Origin of the sequence: Limnobacter sp. (assembly GCF_043511195.1) — a bacterium.
Classification (GTDB): Bacteria; Pseudomonadota; Gammaproteobacteria; order Burkholderiales; family Burkholderiaceae_B; genus Limnobacter.
In genome coordinates this window covers 2,856,245-2,873,754 of sequence record NZ_CP121330.1, presented here as the reverse complement: position 1 = coordinate 2,873,754, position 17,510 = coordinate 2,856,245, and the positions used below count along the sequence as shown (strand labels likewise).

Annotated in this window: 16 protein-coding genes and 1 pseudogene; 10 read left to right on the top strand and 7 right to left on the bottom strand. The window is 51.9% G+C overall.

The features are described 5' to 3' along the window. Positions 1–75: 75 nt before the first annotated feature. The 6 genes from fliD to P0D43_RS13620 form a co-directional block, all read right to left on the bottom strand. The gene (gene fliD / locus P0D43_RS13645) at positions 76–1,725 is read right to left on the bottom strand and encodes a flagellar filament capping protein FliD (RefSeq protein ID WP_394672677.1); all 1,650 of its coding nucleotides are present in this window, start codon (positions 1,723–1,725) and stop codon (positions 76–78) included. A gap of 22 nt (positions 1,726–1,747) precedes the next feature. After that, positions 1,748–2,092, bottom strand: a complete 345-nt coding sequence (locus tag P0D43_RS13640) for a flagellar protein FlaG (RefSeq protein WP_394672676.1) — start codon at positions 2,090–2,092, stop codon at positions 1,748–1,750. 176 nt (positions 2,093–2,268) lie between these two features. Further along, positions 2,269–3,135 (bottom strand): flagellin, encoded by an 867-nt coding sequence (locus tag P0D43_RS13635; RefSeq protein WP_159569869.1) that lies wholly within the window; start codon positions 3,133–3,135, stop codon positions 2,269–2,271. Positions 3,136–3,378: 243 nt separating this feature from the next. Further along, positions 3,379–4,242, bottom strand: coding sequence for a flagellin (locus tag P0D43_RS13630; protein ID WP_394672674.1), 864 nt, complete (start codon positions 4,240–4,242; stop codon positions 3,379–3,381). Positions 4,243–4,504: 262 nt separating this feature from the next. Beyond that, positions 4,505–5,125, bottom strand: a complete 621-nt coding sequence (locus P0D43_RS13625) for a flagellin (protein WP_394672675.1) — start codon at positions 5,123–5,125, stop codon at positions 4,505–4,507. Between the two features lie 372 nt (positions 5,126–5,497). Then, positions 5,498–6,361 (bottom strand): flagellin, encoded by an 864-nt coding sequence (locus tag P0D43_RS13620; RefSeq protein ID WP_394672674.1) that lies wholly within the window; start codon positions 6,359–6,361, stop codon positions 5,498–5,500. 532 nt (positions 6,362–6,893) lie between these two features. Here P0D43_RS13620 and flhD point away from each other — a divergent pair. The 9 genes and pseudogenes from flhD to P0D43_RS13575 all read left to right on the top strand — a co-directional run bounded on the left by flhD (position 6,894) and on the right by P0D43_RS13575 (position 15,870). Further along, positions 6,894–7,211 carry a flagellar transcriptional regulator FlhD gene (gene flhD, locus P0D43_RS13615; protein WP_159571734.1) on the top strand — a complete coding sequence of 106 codons (318 nt, stop codon included), beginning with the start codon at positions 6,894–6,896 and terminating at the stop codon, positions 7,209–7,211. Between the two features lie 82 nt (positions 7,212–7,293). Then, on the top strand, positions 7,294–7,857 hold the full coding sequence (flhC, locus tag P0D43_RS13610; protein WP_394672673.1) for a flagellar transcriptional regulator FlhC: 564 nt from the start codon (positions 7,294–7,296) through the stop codon (positions 7,855–7,857). 309 nt (positions 7,858–8,166) lie between these two features. Beyond that, positions 8,167–9,030, top strand: coding sequence for a flagellar motor stator protein MotA (motA, locus tag P0D43_RS13605; RefSeq protein ID WP_394672672.1), 864 nt, complete (start codon positions 8,167–8,169; stop codon positions 9,028–9,030). A 5-nt stretch (positions 9,031–9,035) separates the two neighbouring features. Further along, on the top strand, positions 9,036–10,004 hold the full coding sequence (gene motB, locus P0D43_RS13600; protein WP_394672671.1) for a flagellar motor protein MotB: 969 nt from the start codon (positions 9,036–9,038) through the stop codon (positions 10,002–10,004). Between the two features lie 28 nt (positions 10,005–10,032). Continuing rightward, complete coding sequence (locus P0D43_RS13595; protein ID WP_138519284.1) at positions 10,033–10,965, top strand: chemotaxis protein; 933 nt, start codon at positions 10,033–10,035, stop codon at positions 10,963–10,965. A gap of 9 nt (positions 10,966–10,974) precedes the next feature. Continuing rightward, entirely contained in the window at positions 10,975–11,364 is a 390-nt protein-coding gene (gene cheY, locus P0D43_RS13590) for a chemotaxis response regulator CheY (protein WP_105028596.1), read from the top strand. Between the two features lie 33 nt (positions 11,365–11,397). Continuing rightward, positions 11,398–12,107, top strand: a pseudogene (locus tag P0D43_RS13585) (protein phosphatase CheZ). Between the two features lie 37 nt (positions 12,108–12,144). Continuing rightward, positions 12,145–13,983, top strand: a complete 1,839-nt coding sequence (locus P0D43_RS13580; RefSeq protein ID WP_394672670.1) for a chemotaxis protein CheA — start codon at positions 12,145–12,147, stop codon at positions 13,981–13,983. 141 nt (positions 13,984–14,124) lie between these two features. Then, positions 14,125–15,870: a methyl-accepting chemotaxis protein gene (locus tag P0D43_RS13575; RefSeq protein ID WP_394672669.1), complete on the top strand. Its 1,746-nt coding sequence runs from the start codon at positions 14,125–14,127 to the stop codon at positions 15,868–15,870. 44 nt (positions 15,871–15,914) lie between these two features. Here P0D43_RS13575 and P0D43_RS13570 read toward each other — a convergent pair whose 3' ends face one another. Continuing rightward, the gene (locus P0D43_RS13570; protein ID WP_159571713.1) at positions 15,915–16,268 is read right to left on the bottom strand and encodes an Hpt domain-containing protein; all 354 of its coding nucleotides are present in this window, start codon (positions 16,266–16,268) and stop codon (positions 15,915–15,917) included. Positions 16,269–16,377: 109 nt separating this feature from the next. On the opposite strand from P0D43_RS13570, the gene flhB reads away from it, so the two are divergent. Next, entirely contained in the window at positions 16,378–17,508 is a 1,131-nt protein-coding gene (flhB, locus tag P0D43_RS13565) for a flagellar biosynthesis protein FlhB (protein WP_159571710.1), read from the top strand. The last annotated feature ends 2 nt before the right edge of the window (positions 17,509–17,510 follow it).

Sequence of the window (17,510 nt, the reverse complement as noted above, 5' to 3'; positions counted from 1 at the left end):
CTTAAACAAATAGTAGGGTCTGTGCCCCCTGTTTGATCTGACTAAAAACAGGGGTTTTAGGGCACAGTTCCTCGCTTACCGCTGTTGTGCAAGTGCAGCCAGTTGCTGGCTTAGGTAAGCACTGGTTTGCTGCATGCTGGCCAGCATGGTGTCCAGTGCTGTAAATTGCGCGCGGTAGCGCTTTTCAACCTGTTCAAGCCGAAGATTGATTCGGTCTTCCTGAGTGTCGAGACGCTTTTTTCGGCTGTTCAAGCCGTCGGTGCGGGAAACCAGTGCGCCGCCTTCATCGGACAGGCTGCCGATCCAGTCGCTTAACCTTTCGGCCAAGCCCTTGCTGAATGTAATTGTGCCCATGTCGCCGGTGGCACCTTGTGCCACCGAGAATTGCAAGCCCTCGCTGGCTTCACCGGTGGCACCCGTCAGCAAGTTACCGATGCCTGTGCCCGCTACGCCGTTGATGGTGCCCGCCACGGTGTTGCTCCCATCGTATGCGGTGCTGATGTTGATGGCGTAGGTGCCTTCCAGTGTTTTTGTATTGGCCCCTACAAATTTGATCCGTGCATCCGTTGTTGTGGCCGTGTTGGTAAATACTTTTTCCAGAATGGATGGATTGGCCGCCACGGCTGCGTCAAGTTTGGTTTTGTCCAACGACAGCACGCCGTCTTTGTCGAAGTTCAAACCAATGTCGCTCAAGCCGATTCCGTATTGGGCCACCTGTTCACGCAGAATGTTTCGCATGCCGCGTTCCAGTGTCGATGGTGTGGTTTCTTTCGACAGGGTGGCGTCTTTTTGTTGCTGGTCTTTCAGATTGCCGCGAATTTTATTGTAAGCAGCAACAAAGCCGTCGAGCGTGGTTTTCAGGGCACCATCGTCCAGGGCCACTTCAATGTTCACAGGGGCGGTGGTGATTGCTTTCAGGTTCAGTGTCAGGCCTGCTACCGCATCGGTCACTGTGTTGCTGGCCTTGCTCACAGCCAGGTTGTTGATCGTGAAGTTGGCGTTCTGCGCCACTTGCAATGATTCTGCATTCTTGCCAGCACCCGCTGCGGCGGTTGGGTCATAGGCCAGCATGGACAAGCCAGCGGCGTCGGTGTTGGTGCCGTCGGCATCGCTCACTTCCAGCTTGAAGCCATTGACTGCGCCAGTCTCTTTACTGGTTAACACCAAGCGTGACCCTGTGCCGTCATTGACGATGGATGCGGTCACTCCCGCATTGGCATCGTTAATTGCTTGTTTGATGCCATCCAGCGTTTGCTGACCCTCACCAATGTTGATTGTTACCGGCGTGTTTGCGGCATTGTCGGTAAAGGTGTTTGTGGCGGAATCGTAGCTGCCCAAAGTCAGGGTAAGGCTGCCGGTGCCTACAACGCTGTCTGATGTGGCCACGCTGGGTGCTGCCACGCTTTGTGCTTTGGCAAGCTGGCTGACCTGGATGCTGTAGCTGCCCTTGGCGGCGGACGAACTGGCGGTGGCGGAAACAACTTTGTCGTCACTTGACGTTGTTTTCAGCGGATTCAGGTTGCTCAAGTTGCTTAGTTTGTCAGCGGACGCTTTTAGATCTGCAAACGAATTTTTGATGATGCCGTAGATCGAAATTTTGGTGTTGATCGCTGTGCGTTCTTGTGTGACCTTGGTCAGTGGAATTCGCTCGGCGGCCATCAGGGAGCGAATAATGCCCTCAATGTCGAGTCCCGAACCGATACCTGCGGATGAAATTCCAACCATGACTTGTTCCCCTTATTGCGTTCTATGCTTCGCGAGACATTAAAACGCCGTGCATTTTTTCGATGGCTTTTGCGATTTTAAGCATTTCAACCGATGGAATTTGTTTCAATATTTCCTGGGTTTCCCGATCGACGATTTGAACGATCGGTTTGCCATTGTCGCTGTCAACAAGAAATTTCAGATTGGACTGGTTGCTCGCCAGGGCCGCATTTGCTTTCTGAACCACTTCAATCAATTCACCCACGCTTAGCTCGGCCTGCCCGCCCATTGGCGGCTTGACCTCCGTGTTTTGAACCGGTTTGGTGTTCATTGCGTCCTGCGGTTTTTGCAGGGCTGTTGCGTAATCAACCATGTTTGAAATATTCATTTTCGTCACCTTTGCGAATTTTACGAGGCCAAGACAAGCCCCCATGTCTTGATTAACGGCAGGTTTCGGGGTTTTCTTTAGCGTTAAAAAGCCCGGTGAGCTTGGTTCACCGGGCTTTTTATTTGATTTGAACCCACTTTTGGTGGATTCTGGTCAGTGGTCAGACTAGGTCTGAATTAACGCAGCAAGCTCAACACGTTGTTGGGCAGCTGGTTGGCCTGGGCCAACATGGCGGTACCAGCCTGCTGAAGAATCTGCGCACGGGTCAGGTTTGCAGTTTCCTTGGCGAAGTCGGCGTCCATGATTCGGCCACGGGCAGAGCTCAAGTTGGCGCTGGTTGTTTCCAGTGAGGAAACAACCTGGTCCAGTCGGCTTAAGCCAGCACCGGTTGTGGCACGCAGGTTGGTGATGTCGTTGATTGCGGTGTCGATTTCCGTAATCGCGGTTGTGGCGTTGGCCACGGTGTCCACGCCACCGAATGCGGTCACGATTGCAGCCTGAGTTGCGCCACCCAGGGTGGTTTGCAAATCATTGCCTGCGGCTGTACCGGTGTCGGTCAGGTTCACGCTCAGGGTGTCGGAGGCCACGTTGCCCGAACCAATTTGCAGGTCCACGGTTTTGTTGGCTGCTTCAAACACGTTGTTGCCGTTGAATGTGGTGCCTGTGGCAACACGACCCACTTCGTTGGCCAGTTCGGTGTATTCGCGGTTCAGGTTGGCGCGGTCGGTGTCATTCAATGTGCCGTTTTTGGCTTGAACACCCAATTCACGCATACGCTGCAGGTTGTCACCGATTTTGCCCAGTGCGCCATCGGCCACTTGCAACAGTGAAACGCCATCGTTGGCATTGCGTGCAGCTACATCAAAGCCGCGGATTTGTGCGGTCATGCGTTCTGCAATGGCCAGGCCGGCAGCATCGTCTTTGGCGCTGTTAACACGCAAACCGGATGACAGACGGGCAATTGAAGTTTCAAGGGAACTGGCAGACTTGCTCAGATTGTTTTGTGCGCCAAGTGATGGCGTATTTGTGTTGATACCTAACATTTAGGACCTCCTAGCGGTTGAATTGACAAATCCTTTGTGAAGGGGTTTGTCGCTTTGGGTTAATTAACCCTTGTGCAGTTTCTTTTACTGACAATTCGATTAACGGAGGTTTTTAGTCAAACTTAAATAAATTAATTAAATAATTTAAATGATTTTTAATGCTGTTTAAAATGCGAAAGGATTATCCTGCCAGAAAGGCAGGATAATCCGGTGCTAATTATGATGGGCTGTTTTTTTATTTCATTACTGCAACAGGCTCAGCACGTTGTTGGGCAACTGGTTGGCCTGGGCGAGCATGGCGGTGCCAGCCTGCTGCAAGATCTGTGAGCGGGTCAGTGCTGCCGTTTCCTTGGCAAAGTCTGCATCCATGATCCGTCCACGTGCGGCCTGCAAGTTGGTGCTGGACAAGTCGGCAAACGAGGCCACCTGCTCCAGTCGGCTTTGGCCTGCACCCACCACAGCACGAATGCCGGTGATGGCGTCAATCGAGGCGTCCAGCGTGGTGATCGCGGTGGTGGCGTTCGCTACCGTGTCCACACCATTGAGGTTGGCCTGAATGCTTGCAGCGCCGTTGGCCATGATGGTGCTCAGGTCATTGCCTGCAGCCAGACCATCGTCAGTCAAATTCAGTGCCAGGGTGTCGGAAACCGCGTTGCCGGTGCCCACCTGGAAGCTCAGTGTTTTGTTGGCGGCATCAAACATGTTGTTGCCGTTGAAGGTGCTGCCGGTCACAATGCGATCCACTTCGTTGGCCAGCTCCGCGTATTCGCGGTTCAGGTTTACACGGTCGGTGTCGTTCAGGGTGCCGTTTTTGGCCTGCACTGCGAGTTCACGCATCCGTTGCAGGTTGTCGCTGATCTTGCCCATGGCGCCGTCGGCCACTTGCAACAGTGAAATACCGTCGTTGGCGTTGCGGGCGGCCACATCGTAGCCCTTGATTTGGGCTTGCATGCGCTCGGCAATGGCCAGGCCTGCTGCGTCGTCTTTGGCGCTGTTTACACGAAGGCCTGAGGACAGGCGGGCAATCGCGTTATTCAAACCCATGCCTGAACCAGACAGGTTCTTTTGGGCGGTCAGTGAGGCTACGTTGGTGTTGATTCCTAGCATGATATTTCTCCAAGCAATTTGTTGATTTCAAGTTGGCTGCGTCATCTTGTGCGCCGCCTTATGATTCATTAACGCTTGGAAACACTGGAACTTTAGAAAAAAATACAAAAAAATTCGCTTTTGCAAGAGAATTTTCATGAGCCCTAAAGTTTTATTTCTTACTGCCGTAATTGGGGGCTTTTTTGAAAACTTCCCCCGGTTAGTCCGGTGCTTGCTGCTTGTTGCACCTTCAAACCAGGGGTCGCTCGGAGTAAACCTTTAATTAACGCAGCAAGCTCAACACGTTGTTGGGCAGCTGGTTGGCCTGGGCCAACATGGCGGTACCAGCCTGCTGAAGAATCTGCGAACGGGTCAGGTTTGCAGTTTCCTTGGCGAAGTCGGCGTCCATGATTCGGCCACGGGCAGAACTCAAGTTGGCGCTGGTTGTTTCCAGTGAGGAAACAACCTGGTCCAGTCGGCTCAAGCTGGCACCGGTTGTGGCACGCAGGTTGGTGATGTCGTTGATCGCGGTGTCGATTTCCGTAATTGCGGTTGTGGCGTTGGCCACGGTGTCCACGCCACCGAATGCGGTCACGATTGCAGCCTGAGTTGCGCCACCCAGGGTGGTTTGCAAATCATTGCCTGCGGCTGCGCCGGTGTCGGTCAGGTTCACGCTCAGGGTGTCGGAGGCCACGTTGCCCGAACCAATTTGCAGGTCCACGGTTTTGTTGGCTGCTTCAAATATGTTGTTGCCGTTGAATGTGGTGCCTGTGGCAACACGACCCGCGCTGTTAACACGCAAACCTGAGGACAGGCGGGCAATTGAAGTTTCAAGGGAACTGGCAGACTTGCTCAGATTGTTTTGTGCGCCAAGTGATGGGGCGTTGGTATTAATTCCTAGCATGGTTATTACTCCGAAGAAGTTTAGACAAATTAATCAGAAGTGATTTTCTTCTGTATCGTCTCGGTAAATCGATCACCGATGACTATATATCGACTGGTGATTTTCAATATTTAGGATAAATTAAAAAATATTTTTTCATTTATATTAATTTTAAATAAAAAAATAGATTATATTTTTCTTGATTTTATTCAAGAAAAAGATAATCTATTTTCATTATGTACAAGCGCAAGAAAAAAGGAGGGGTGGGTGGAACCCACCCCCTCTAAAACAACCGGCCATCAGGAATCAGATCAGCAGGCTGCTGCTTGGTCTACACCAGTACTACAACACAGGTACTACATTCGATTTCTTTCCTTTCTCATTCTGTTTTCATTACTGCAACAGGCTCAGCACGTTGTTGGGCAACTGGTTGGCCTGGGCGAGCATGGCGGTGCCAGCCTGCTGCAAAATCTGTGAGCGGGTCAGTGCTGCCGTTTCCTTGGCAAAGTCTGCATCCATGATCCGTCCACGTGCGGCCTGCAAGTTGGTGCTGGACAAGTCGGCAAACGAGGCCACCTGCTCCAGTCGGCTTTGGCCTGCACCCACCACAGCACGAATGCCGGTGATGGCGTCAATCGAGGCGTCCAGCGTGGTGATCGCGGTGGTGGCGTTCGCTACCGTGTCCACACCATTGAGGTTGGCCTGAATGCTTGCAGCGCCGTTGGCCATGATGGTGCTCAGGTCATTGCCTGCAGCCAGACCATCGTCAGTCAAATTCAGTGCCAGGGTGTCGGAAACCGCGTTGCCGGTGCCCACCTGGAAGCTCAGTGTTTTGTTGGCGGCATCAAACATGTTGTTGCCGTTGAAGGTGCTGCCGGTCACAATGCGATCCACTTCGTTGGCCAGCTCCGCGTATTCGCGGTTCAGGTTTACACGGTCGGTGTCGTTCAGGGTGCCGTTTTTGGCCTGCACTGCGAGTTCACGCATCCGTTGCAGGTTGTCGCTGATCTTGCCCATGGCGCCGTCGGCCACTTGCAACAGTGAAATACCGTCGTTGGCGTTGCGGGCGGCCACATCGTAGCCCTTGATTTGGGCTTGCATGCGCTCGGCAATGGCCAGGCCTGCTGCGTCGTCTTTGGCGCTGTTTACACGAAGGCCTGAGGACAGGCGGGCAATCGCGTTATTCAAACCCATGCCTGAACCAGACAGGTTCTTTTGGGCGGTCAGTGAGGCTACGTTGGTGTTGATTCCTAGCATGATATTTCTCCAAGCAATTTGTTGATTTCAAGTTGGCTGCGTCATCTTGTGCGCCGCCTTATGACCTGTTATCGATGCCTGGAAATGAAACTTTAGGTTTTCCCGTGCAAATAAAAAATATTGTTTTGGTGCCCTTAAGTTCGCTGCTCAGTTGTCGTAATGAGACATTTTTTGCTGCAAAACAATCGTCCTTTTCCCTCAAGTTTTTTGCAAAGGTGTCCGTTAACCTCTACAAGCACTTAACAATCGGGGGGCCCACCACAAGGGGCAGCACGAAGTGGGGGCCAATCGAATGGGGGGATCCCCCCAAACTGTGATTCTTCCTTTGAGCCTATTGAGCGACATTGTGATCATGTAAGGCAGTTTCCTACGTCTCGAATTCCAGCTCGGTGACTCAATGTTTGGAAGTTGGATGATTCAGGTAATCGGGCTAGAAGCCGAAGATACGTATGAGGGAATTGCCGCTGCGATCAATAAAGCAGCACAAATTGAGGATGCAGTACAACAGAGATTGAATTGGAGGATGTTCAAAATGAAAAGTACACGTCTGTTAGATGAAATTCGCGAAACCAACCTGTCTTATTTGTTGCTGGCTCAGCAACTGATTCGCGAAGACCGCGCCGAAGCAACCTTCCGTTTGGGCATTTCCGACGAAGTGGCTGAATTGATCGACCAGTTGACCACCGCCCAGGTGTTGCGCATTGCCTCAAGCAATATGTTGATGTGTCGCTTCCGTTTTGATGACGAAGTGGTGTGGAACTTGTTGACCAGTCACACCAAAGACCGCAGCGTTTCTGGCATGCATGCAGCAATCATCATGTCCGGCAAAGCGGTCAACGCAACGGCCTAATCAATAACAAAGCACGTATTCAGGATGCAACAACAAAAACTCAGGCATCCACAATTGACATCAGACAGGGGTCAAAAAAATCATGGCTAAAGTTACATCAATCATCGACGAAGCAGCACAAATCCAATTGGCCACCGAGCTGATTCGCCTTGATGCGCGTTTGCAAGTTCTCGAATCTGAAACGCAGTTGTCCCGCGAGCGCTTGCTGAAGCTTTACAAAGAACTCAAGCACAAGTCGCCCCCCAAAGGCATGCTGCCATTTTCAACCGACTGGTTCATGACCTGGCAGCCCAACATTCATTCCTCGCTGTTCGTCAATATCTATCAAACGCTCATCAAGAGCACGGATATTGAAGACATCGAAGCAATCATCAAAGCTTACAGAATGTACCTGGAGCAAATTACTCAATTGGGTTTGCCCGAAGTACTTTCGCTGACACGTGCGTGGCGCCTGATCAAATTTTTCGATGCAGGTATGTTGACCACCACCGAGTGCAAAGACTGCGAAGGCCGTTTTGTAGTACACACTTATGAGCTCGTGAACGACTATGTGTGCGGCCTGTGCCACATGCCTTCACGTGCTGGAAAAACCCGCCAGTCAGCAGCCGACCGTTTCTTCAACGAAGAAGCCAGTATCGAAGCCTGAGTTTGCAAAGCCCAAGGGAGAAGGGCTTTTTCGTTTACCCCCGCTGCACCAAAAGGTCCGGTTGCATCCTCCCACCCTCTGTCTCTTCCGGGTCTGCAGTGGGGGTTTCTAATTCTTCAAATGACCAGCCAATGTTGCTGGTCATTTTTGTTTAACCCCCCTCCAAAATGGCTATCACCAAGGATTGTGAAATCTTGACCATGCCTTGAAATCGCCCCTAAAAGCCACTTTATTCGGACAAAAGATTTTACAAATTCTGCCGACAATACCTATACAGAAAAACCATTCATCGACAGAGAACTTCAGCCAATGTTAGTAGCAATCGGATTCGTGATCGTGATTTTCTCCGTGTTAGGCGGCTTTGCCTTCATGGGGGGGCACTTGGTAACCCTGTGGCAGCCAGTTGAAATTCTGATTATCGGTGGCGGTGCCATTGGCGCGATGATTGTCAGCAACACCCCCAGCATTCTGAAGGCAACTGGCAAGGCCATTGGCGGCGCATTCAAACCCAGTGCAATCACCAAGGCTTTTTACATGTCCTTGATGGCGTTGATGTATGAAATCCTGACCAAGGTACGCAAAGAAGGCCTGATGTCGATTGAAGGCGATGTGGAAGAACCCGAACAAAGCCCCTTGTTTCAGAAATACCCCGAGGTGCTGGCAGATCACCACATTGTTGAATTCCTGACCGACTACCTGCGCCTGATGGTGAGTGGCAACCTGAACCCCATGGAAATTGAAAACCTGATGGATGGCGAGCTTGAAACTCACCACCAGGAAGCGCACACCCCTCAATCTGCCGTACAGCAAATGGCAGACGGTTTGCCTGCATTCGGTATCGTGGCGGCGGTCATGGGCGTGGTGCACGTCATGGGCTCAGTGGGGCAGGTGAGCAATGCTGAATTGGGTGTAATGATTGCGGCGGCGCTGGTGGGTACCTTCCTGGGTATTTTGTTGGCGTACGGTTTTGTGGGCCCGCTGGCCAGCATTATCAATCACAAAATTTCCGAATCATCCAAGCCCTTCGAGTGCGTGAAAACCACCTTGCTGGCAAGTTTGAATGGTTACTCGCCTGCGCTGGCTGTGGAGTTTGGTCGGAAGGTTCTTTATTCCACCGAGCGCCCAACTTTCATTGAACTGGAAGAGCATGTGAAGAGCACCAAGGGCAAATAAGCATCATGGCGAAGTCTGACGAAGAACGTCCAATCATTGTAGTCAAGAAGATCAAGAAGGGAGGCCATGGTCACCATGGCGGCGCCTGGAAGATTGCGTATGCCGACTTCGTCACCGCGATGATGGCCTTTTTCCTGCTGATGTGGCTGCTGGGTTCTACCTCGGAAGGTGACTTGAAAGGCATCTCTGATTACTTCAAATCACCCTTGAAGGGGGCACTGGTTGGGGGTCCCGGCTCAGGCACTGCCACAAGTGTAATAGATGCGGGTGGTACCGATTTGTCGCGCTCTGTTGGGCAAATTAAAAGTGGAAGTGCCGACAAAGCAACGAATCCGTCCACCTCTACGGCGTCGAGCGAAGCCTTTGAAAAGGCTGAGGCCAAGCGCTTGCTGGAATTAAAGGGGGAAATAGAGGGCCTAATCGACGCATCGGATTTGATGAAACAGTTTAAAAATCAAATCATGCTCGACATTACACCTGAAGGTTTGAGAATTCAGATTGTGGATGAGCGAAACCGCCCCATGTTTGATTCGGGCAGTGCAGTGTTGAAAGATTACATGAAAGACATTTTGAGAAGTTTGACCAAGTTGTTGAACCAGGTGCCCAACAAGCTGACCTTGTCAGGCCACACCGACGCAACGCCTTATGCCCTTGGCAACAAGGGTTACAGCAATTGGGAGCTTTCTGCAGACCGGGCCAACGCCAGTCGTCGCGAAATGACGATGGCCGGTATGCCGGACAACAAAATGTTGCGTGTGGTGGGTTTGGCCTCCTCAGTGTCGCTGAATGAGAAAGACCCCTACGCGGCAGTGAACAGAAGAATTGCGATTGTTGTCATGAACAAACGCGCAGAAGAAGCCGTGCGAGCGTTGGCCAATCTGGACGAGGGGCAAGACCCTGGTCTGATCGAGCTACCGCCCGTACCCAAAGTTGAAGGTTTACCGTTTCCAAAGAACGGAGCCAGTACGAATTGAAAGAAACAGACTATTTGTCAGGAGCAATATGATGCAAAACGATTATCGCTTGATGAACATGATTGACGAGAAGGCAAGACTGGCAGGCTCCAACAAAATGGAGTTGTTGCTGTTCTCCCTGGGCTCTACCGAGGTGTTCGGTATCAACGTGTTCAAGGTACGCGAAGTGTGCGAAACCTTGCCGATCACGCGAACCCCCAACATGCCCGCTGGCGTGGAAGGCATCATTTCACTGCGCGGTAGTATCTTGCCTGTGATTGACCTGGCGCAATGTTTGCGCATGGACAATGGTTCAACCCGAACCAAGCTGATCATCACTGAGTTTTCATCCCACACCCAAGCCTTTTTGGTGCAAGACGTGGACCGGATTGTGCGCGTGGACTGGGAGCAGGTGAAGTCTCCTCAAAGCATTGGTCAATCGCAAAGCGCCATGATCACCGCACTGACCGAACTGCCCGATGGCAAGCTGGTGTCGATTCTGGACGTTGAGCAAATTCTGGGCGAAGTGATCGGCGAAGGCGATGTGCCCAACATGGACAGCATGCGCCCGGATCATCCTTACCCCGTGTTCTTTGCCGATGACTCGAATATGGCACGCAAGAAAATTACTGAAGTGCTCGAAAAGCTCCACCTGCCTTACCAAAGCGCCATCAATGGTCGCGAGGCCTGGGAAAAGCTGCGCAATATTGCCAGCCGTGCCGAGCAAGAAAACAAAGACATTCGCGATGTGGTTTCTCTCATCCTCGTGGATGCCGAAATGCCTGAAATGGACGGCTATGTGTTGACACGTCACATCAAGGAAGATGTTCGCTTCAAGGGAATCCCTGTGGTGATGCACTCCTCATTGTCGTCTGTTGCAAACAAGAAGTTGGGCCAGCAAGTCGGCGTGGATGCCTATGTAGGCAAGTTCCACCCTGAAGAGCTGGCACAGATGGTTACCTCAATGCTTCACCCAGCGTAAGGAGCAAGCATGAACCCCGAAGATTTAAGAATCCTGATTGTTGACGACTTCTCGACCATGCGTCGAATTGTTCGCAACCTGCTCAAGGAAATTGGCTACAACAATGCCGATGAAGCGGAAGACGGTGCAGTGGCTTTGGCCAAACTGAAAGCCGGCAACTTCAACTTCGTTGTCAGCGATTTGAACATGCCCAATATGAACGGCTTTGAGTTGCTGCAAAACATTCGTGCCGATGCAGAACTCAAGCATTTACCGGTTTTGCTGGTGACTGCCGAAGCCAAGAAAGAGGACATTGTCACCGCCGCCCAAATGGGTGCGAATGGCTACATTGTCAAGCCGTTTACCAAGGCAACCCTTGAAGAAAAGCTGGGCAAGATCGTCGCGAAGATGTCTGTCTAATTACGAAGAATCAGAAATGGAGAGGTCGCAACGATGAGCCCAGATAATCTGAAAAGTGGTGATAACGACGATTTGGAAGCGTTGTTTGATGAGATTGCAGAACAACGTGTGTGGGATGGTGAGCCATCAGCAGAACCCCAGGCGGCCGTGAGTACTGACATCAAAGTTCAGGCCCAGGCGAGTTTCGCTGCCGCTGACGAAGAACCTCACGATGTGTTTCGCCGTGTGGGTTCGCTCACCCGCAACTTGCACGACGCGCTGCGCGAACTGGGCTACGACAAAAGCGTTGAACATGCAGTCAATGCCTTGCCTGATGCGCGCGCCCGCTTGAATTACATTGCTGACCTGACAGGCAAAGCCGCCGAGAAGGTGCTGGCCGCAGTCGAGGCTTCGCAAAAACTGAATGACGATGTGTCTGCCCGCGCCGCCGAGCTCGACAAGCAATGGGATCGCCTCTACAACAACGAGATGAGTCTGGAAGAGTTCAAGTCGCATGCCCACGAAAACCGCGAATTCATCAAAGAGATTAGCCAGTACAGTGGGCAACTGGGTGGTCACCTGACCGACATCATGATGGCAAAGAACAGCTGGTGCAGTTGTTGCTCGACACCACGCCACCCGACCAGCGCAAGCAGGTTGAAGAAACATTCCTCAATGGTCCGGCCATCAATGCAGAAGGTCGTGCCGATGTGTGCAGCAATCAAAGTCAGGTCGATGACCTGCTGGAAAGCCTCGGCTTCTAACAACAAACAACAGCCGGGCTGACGTGGGAGAAAATAAATGAGCGCATTCAGTGATGTCGAACTGCTACAGGACTTCTTGACCGAGGCAGGCGACTTGTTGGAAGACGTGGACAGCAAACTGGTCGAACTGGAGCAAAGCCCAGAAGACGCCGACCTGTTGGCCACCGTGTTCCGCGGCTTCCACACCATCAAGGGTGGGGCCGGTTTTCTGGAAGCCACGCACTTGGTTGAGTTGTGTCACAAAACAGAAAACCTGTTCGATTTATTGCGTTCCAAAAAACTGGTGTTGGATGCTGAAATGATGGACTCCATCATGGCGGCCACTGGCGAGGTGCATCGCATGTTTGGTGAAATGCGCAACGGCCATCAGCCCGGTGCAGCACCTCAAGAATTGCTGGACGCCTTGGTTGCTGCAATTGAAGGACGCACTGTGGCAGCTGCCGCGGCCCCTGTTGTAGAAGTTGCCACGGCGGCGCCTGCGGTGAAGCCGAACAAAACACTCAATGATCTCGCGGAAATTTCCGAGGATGATCTGGATTGGGCGGGCTTGTACGAGGCGGTGGTGGGTGTACCACCACGCGAACTTGAACAGGCAGCACTGAGCAGTGACATGGCCACCGAGGCAATTGCTAGGCAGGCCGCTGCCGCAGTGCGCCCCAAAGCACCTGCACCGAAAGCCAAAGCCGCGCAGCCTGCAGCGGCCGTACAAAAAGAAAATACCATTCGCGTGGACACAGCGCGTTTTGATCAAATCCTGAACCTCAGCGGTGAAATCGGATTGACCAAAAACCGCTTGAACTGTTTGTTCCAGGCCTTCGCCTCGGGTGCCAGCAGTGATGAGTTGATCAAGTCGCTTGACACGGTTGTCGGGCAACTCGACATGCTGGTTTCTGATTTGCAGTCGGCCGTGATGAAAGCGCGCATGCAGCCAGTGGGCCGCGTGTTCCAGAAATACAGTCGCCTTGCTCGTGATGTTTCACGACAGTTGGGCAAAGACGTTGAACTGGTGATTGAAGGCGCAGAAACCGAGGTGGACAAGTCCATTCTCGAAGAGTTGAACGACCCCTTGATTCACTTGGTGCGCAATGCTGTCGACCATGGCATTGAAACCATTGCAGACCGTACCGCATATGGTAAAAACCCGAAAGGGATTGTGAATCTTTCTGCCCGTCAAACTGGTGATCACATCGTGATTGAAATTCAGGACGACGGCCGCGGCATGCGTCCTGAAATCATTCGCGAAAAAGCGGTTGAAAAAGGTTTGATCAGTGCCGAAGAAGCAGGGCAGTTGAGTGTGCAGGAAAGCCTGCAACTGATCTTCTTGCCCGGGTTCTCAACCAAAGATCAAATCTCGGATATTTCAGGCCGTGGTGTTGGCATGGATGTGGTGAAAACCAATATTCAACGCCTCAATGGTCGCATTGAAATTCAATCCGAACCCGGACAGGGCTCTACCATCACCATTTTGCTGCCACTGACTTTGGCAATTTTCCCCGTGTTGATGTTGAAGCTTGAAGAGCAAATCTATTCACTGCCTTTGTCTTGTGTTCGGGAAATTATTCCGATCGAAGAAGACAAAGTGCAATACGTGGGCGGCAAGCCCACCATGGTGGTTCGCGGAGAAGTCATTCCATTGCTCGATCTGGCCACCTTGATTGGTCGCGAAAGTGCGCCCACGCCAAAAGTGGGTGTGTTAACCATCAGTGGAAACAAGTCTTGCATTCTCGCGGTTGATTCCCTGGTGGGTCAGGACGAAGTCATGATCAAACCACTGGACGGCGTCAAGCCCAAAGGTGTTGCCGGGGCGACATTGTCCGGTGAGGGTTTGCTAGTTCTGGTGCTTGAACTTCGAGAGTTGATCGAGGGCAAACTGTAACTTGAACTAGCATGGTTTTCCATGTTTCCTAACCCATATGGTTGACTCGTTTTGCTTCGATAATTAATACATCGGCGCAAGTTGCCAATGACATTTACACACACACCTCGCAGACCAAGCGGGGGGCAAGGAGTTGACCTTATGAGTTCACTGTATCGCTCGATTGAGAAAGGTTTTTTCTACACGCTCAGTCGAAAATTGTTTGGTAACGTGGCTGGTATATCCGCTGTTGTTTTAATCGGATACCTGGTGATTTACAGCTGGGCCATGGACAAACTTGCCCCAGAACAAATCAGTGATTTCCGTCTCATTCTTAGTGGTGCCCTTGGGTTTACCTTGCTGGCCTGTGCAGGTGCATTTGTGTACCTGCGCCACCTGATTGTGCGCCCTGTGCATTTGCTGAGCGAGCGCATGGACCAACTTGCAAACGGCGAAGGTGACTTGTCGGTGAATTTACCCACGGTCACTGAAGATGAACTGCGCGGTTTGGCCGAGAACTACAATGCCTTCATGGTGCGTTTGCGTGATCTGATTCACGAGATTCGCCGAATGACGGCACAAGTGTCCATGGAATCAGTGCGCGTGTCTGGCAGCTTGAAAGACGCCAGCCGCACGGCTGACAAACAAGGCAACATTACTTCCGAAATTTTTCAGGCAGCCGACATGGCCTCCAGTGCGATGGAAAACGTGGCCAACAGTGCCAGTTATTTGTCGCGTGCCACGGAGGAACATCTGGAAACAGTCAACTCCTCGTACCGCGAATTGCTGACTGTGGCCGATGAAATGAACTCAGCCTCGGGCAGTTTGAACAGCTTTGGACATACGGTTGAAAAACTGGCAGAAACCGGCAAAGGCATCGAAAACATCGTCAAGTTGATCAATGACATTTCAGACCAGACCAATTTGCTGGCCCTGAATGCTGCAATTGAAGCGGCACGAGCCGGCGAACACGGTCGCGGTTTTGCAGTGGTGGCCGACGAAGTGCGTGGCCTGGCCGAGCGTGTAAAGTCTGCCACAGGTGAAATTCGTGGCAACATTTCTTCCATGCTTCGACTTGTTGGCGAAACTCAGCAAGAAACCCGGGAAATCAATCAAAGCATTTTGAAAGGCCAGGAAACGGTCAGCAACTCATCGGCCAAGTTCTCTGGCATGGTGCACAGTTTTGAAGAAATGAGCACGCAGATCAACGATGTCACCCAGCAGGTGCAGTCGGTCAAGCAAATCAATATGGAAGTGTCGGGCAAGGCCTCTGAAATACGTGAAACCGCCCAGTCTGTCATCAATCAAACCAGCGAATCTGAAAAATCAAGCTCTGAACTGGCTTCAGCCACAGACCGAATCAAGGAGCTGGTGGCTCGATTCAAAATTGGCAAAGGGGCTTACGAGCAAATTATCGAGCAGGCCGTTCTGGTGCGTGAACAGTGCAAAAACATTCTGATTCAAGCGCTGGACAACGGACATGACATTTTCGATGAAGCCTACAAGCCAGTGCCCAACTCGAACCCTCAAAAGTACAGTACCCGTTACGACAGGGCTGTAGAGCGTGAATTGCAGAGTGCGTACGATCAATTGGTGGCCAATGTACCTGGCTCCGTGTTCTCTCTGTGTGTGGATAGAAAGGGTTATGCGCCAACCCACAACAGCAAATACTCGCGCCCCTTGACGGGTGACCTGAAAACCGATTTGGTTGAAAGTCGCGACAAACGCATGTTCAGCGACCCCGTTGGCTTGCGTGCTGCGCAAAACCTGTCGCCCTGGTTGCTGCAAACTTATCGTCGCGATACCGGCGAGGTTCTCAATGATTTGTCTTTGCCCATTGAAATCAATGTTCGCCACTGGGGTGGTCTGCGTTTGGTCTTCAGCCCTGAGCTGTTGATCAAAGACTAAGGATCAGTATTAAAAAACGGATAGGGGTCCGTTTCTCACCGCGCTTAGGCGCGGTTTTTTTTTGCCCAGTCGTTCAGGGGTGTTTCGCAGGTGTTCAATATCTCGATCAACCTCGCAGTGCTGTTTTCGAAGTGCGAAATACTCTTAACACCCGACTGTCGGCAGGTCACTTCAAGTTCCTCTGCCAGGCTTCGGCAGTCTTCAAAACCGATGGCAGCACTTGCGCCCTTCACATTGTGTGCCGCATCGCCCAAAGCGCTCAGGTCTTGCCTGTCGCATGCGGTTTGCAGTTTTCCAATGTAATTCGGGCATTCCTTGATGAATACCTTGATCAGCATGGCCAGAAGGTCGGTGTCGTTGTCGATGCGCTCTAGCGCCTCGCGGGGGTCGTAATGCATGTGTTTGGTCTTGAATCCAGAAGAATCCCATGTTACCCGCTCAAATCGGGGTTTTGAATTGCGCGTATCCTTTTCATAATAAGAACATTCCAACACTTCAGGTGCTGCTTTGGCAGAAGAAACCGATCAGGAAAAAGACTTACCCGCGTCGGAACAGAAGATCCGTAAAGCGCGGGAAGAGGGCAACCTTCCCCGTTCCAAAGAACTGGGCGGGGGCGTTGTGCTGCTCGCGGGTGTCGGTTTGCTTTACACCATGGGTGGCGAGTTGGTCAGCCAAAGTGAAAAGTTGATGCGCCAGGGATTGGTTCTAGACCGTGCCCAGGCATTTGATACCAAACACATGGGCTTGAAATGGGTGTCCATGTTGCAGGAAAGCCTGTTTATTCTTGTTCCCCTTTTTCTCGTGGTGGTAGTGGCTGCGATTGCATCCAATGTTGCAGTGGGTGGCTTTAACTGGTCGACCAAACCGCTTGAACCCAAGCTTTCTAAACTGAACCCCATCAAAGGCTTGAAAAACATTTTTTCAGTGAACGGGTTGGCGGAGTTGGTGAAAGCCATTCTAAAAACCGTGGTGTTGGGTGGCGTGGGTTACTTGTTGTTGATGCAGGATTTGGGTGAGTTCACCCAGCTTTCAGCCATGCCGCTTGAGCATGGCATGGCGGAGACCGCGCGAATCACCATCAAGGACGCATTGATCCTTGCGATTGCATTTTTACTCATTGTTTCAATCGACGTGCCTTACCAGTTGTGGCGTTACTACAAGGGTTTGCGCATGAACATGGAAGAACTCAAGCGCGAGTCCAAAGAGTCGGACGGTGACCCGCACCTGAAAGGCAAGATCAAGAGCATGCAGCGCGAAGCAGCACGCCGCCGAATGATGGCTTCTGTTCCGAATGCCGACGTGATCGTGACCAACCCGACGCACTATTCAGTTGCCTTGAAGTACGACAAGGATGGCAAAGGTGCGCCGCGGGTGGTGGCCAAAGGCATTGGCCCGCTGGCCTTGAAAATTCGTGAAGTGGCCAAAGAGAACAAGGTGCCCATGGTTGAGGCTCCCCCATTGGCCCGTGCTTTGTATTCCAATGTAGAACTTGAGCAGGAAATTCCGGGTGCTTTGTACACGGCGGTGGCCAAGTTGCTGGCGTATGTGTATGCGCTTGCGGAAGGCAAAGGCCACATGGTGGAAGTGCCGGGAGAAGCGGATATTCCGGAAGGCATGGATCCCGGGCCGGCGGCTTGATG

Excerpts from the sequence above, each read along its gene's own strand:
- fliD (WP_394672677.1), bottom strand. The coding sequence starts at position 1,725 with ATGGTTGGAATTTCATCCGCAGGTATCGGTTCGGGACTCGACATTGAG.
- P0D43_RS13640 (WP_394672676.1), bottom strand. The coding sequence starts at position 2,092 with ATGAATATTTCAAACATGGTTGATTACGCAACAGCCCTGCAAAAACCG.
- motA (WP_394672672.1), top strand. The coding sequence starts at position 8,167 with ATGTTAGTAGCAATCGGATTCGTGATCGTGATTTTCTCCGTGTTAGGC.
- P0D43_RS13570 (WP_159571713.1), bottom strand. The coding sequence starts at position 16,268 with ATGCATTACGACCCCCGCGAGGCGCTAGAGCGCATCGACAACGACACC.
- cheY (WP_105028596.1), top strand. The coding sequence starts at position 10,975 with ATGAACCCCGAAGATTTAAGAATCCTGATTGTTGACGACTTCTCGACC.
- motB (WP_394672671.1), top strand. The coding sequence starts at position 9,036 with ATGGCGAAGTCTGACGAAGAACGTCCAATCATTGTAGTCAAGAAGATC.
- P0D43_RS13625 (WP_394672675.1), bottom strand. The coding sequence starts at position 5,125 with ATGCTAGGAATTAATACCAACGCCCCATCACTTGGCGCACAAAACAAT.
- flhC (WP_394672673.1), top strand. The coding sequence starts at position 7,294 with ATGGCTAAAGTTACATCAATCATCGACGAAGCAGCACAAATCCAATTG.
- P0D43_RS13620 (WP_394672674.1), bottom strand. The coding sequence starts at position 6,361 with ATGCTAGGAATCAACACCAACGTAGCCTCACTGACCGCCCAAAAGAAC.
- P0D43_RS13575 (WP_394672669.1), top strand. The coding sequence starts at position 14,125 with ATGAGTTCACTGTATCGCTCGATTGAGAAAGGTTTTTTCTACACGCTC.
- P0D43_RS13595 (WP_138519284.1), top strand. The coding sequence starts at position 10,033 with ATGATGCAAAACGATTATCGCTTGATGAACATGATTGACGAGAAGGCA.
- P0D43_RS13580 (WP_394672670.1), top strand. The coding sequence starts at position 12,145 with ATGAGCGCATTCAGTGATGTCGAACTGCTACAGGACTTCTTGACCGAG.
- P0D43_RS13635 (WP_159569869.1), bottom strand. The coding sequence starts at position 3,135 with ATGTTAGGTATCAACACAAATACGCCATCACTTGGCGCACAAAACAAT.
- P0D43_RS13630 (WP_394672674.1), bottom strand. The coding sequence starts at position 4,242 with ATGCTAGGAATCAACACCAACGTAGCCTCACTGACCGCCCAAAAGAAC.
- flhD (WP_159571734.1), top strand. The coding sequence starts at position 6,894 with ATGAAAAGTACACGTCTGTTAGATGAAATTCGCGAAACCAACCTGTCT.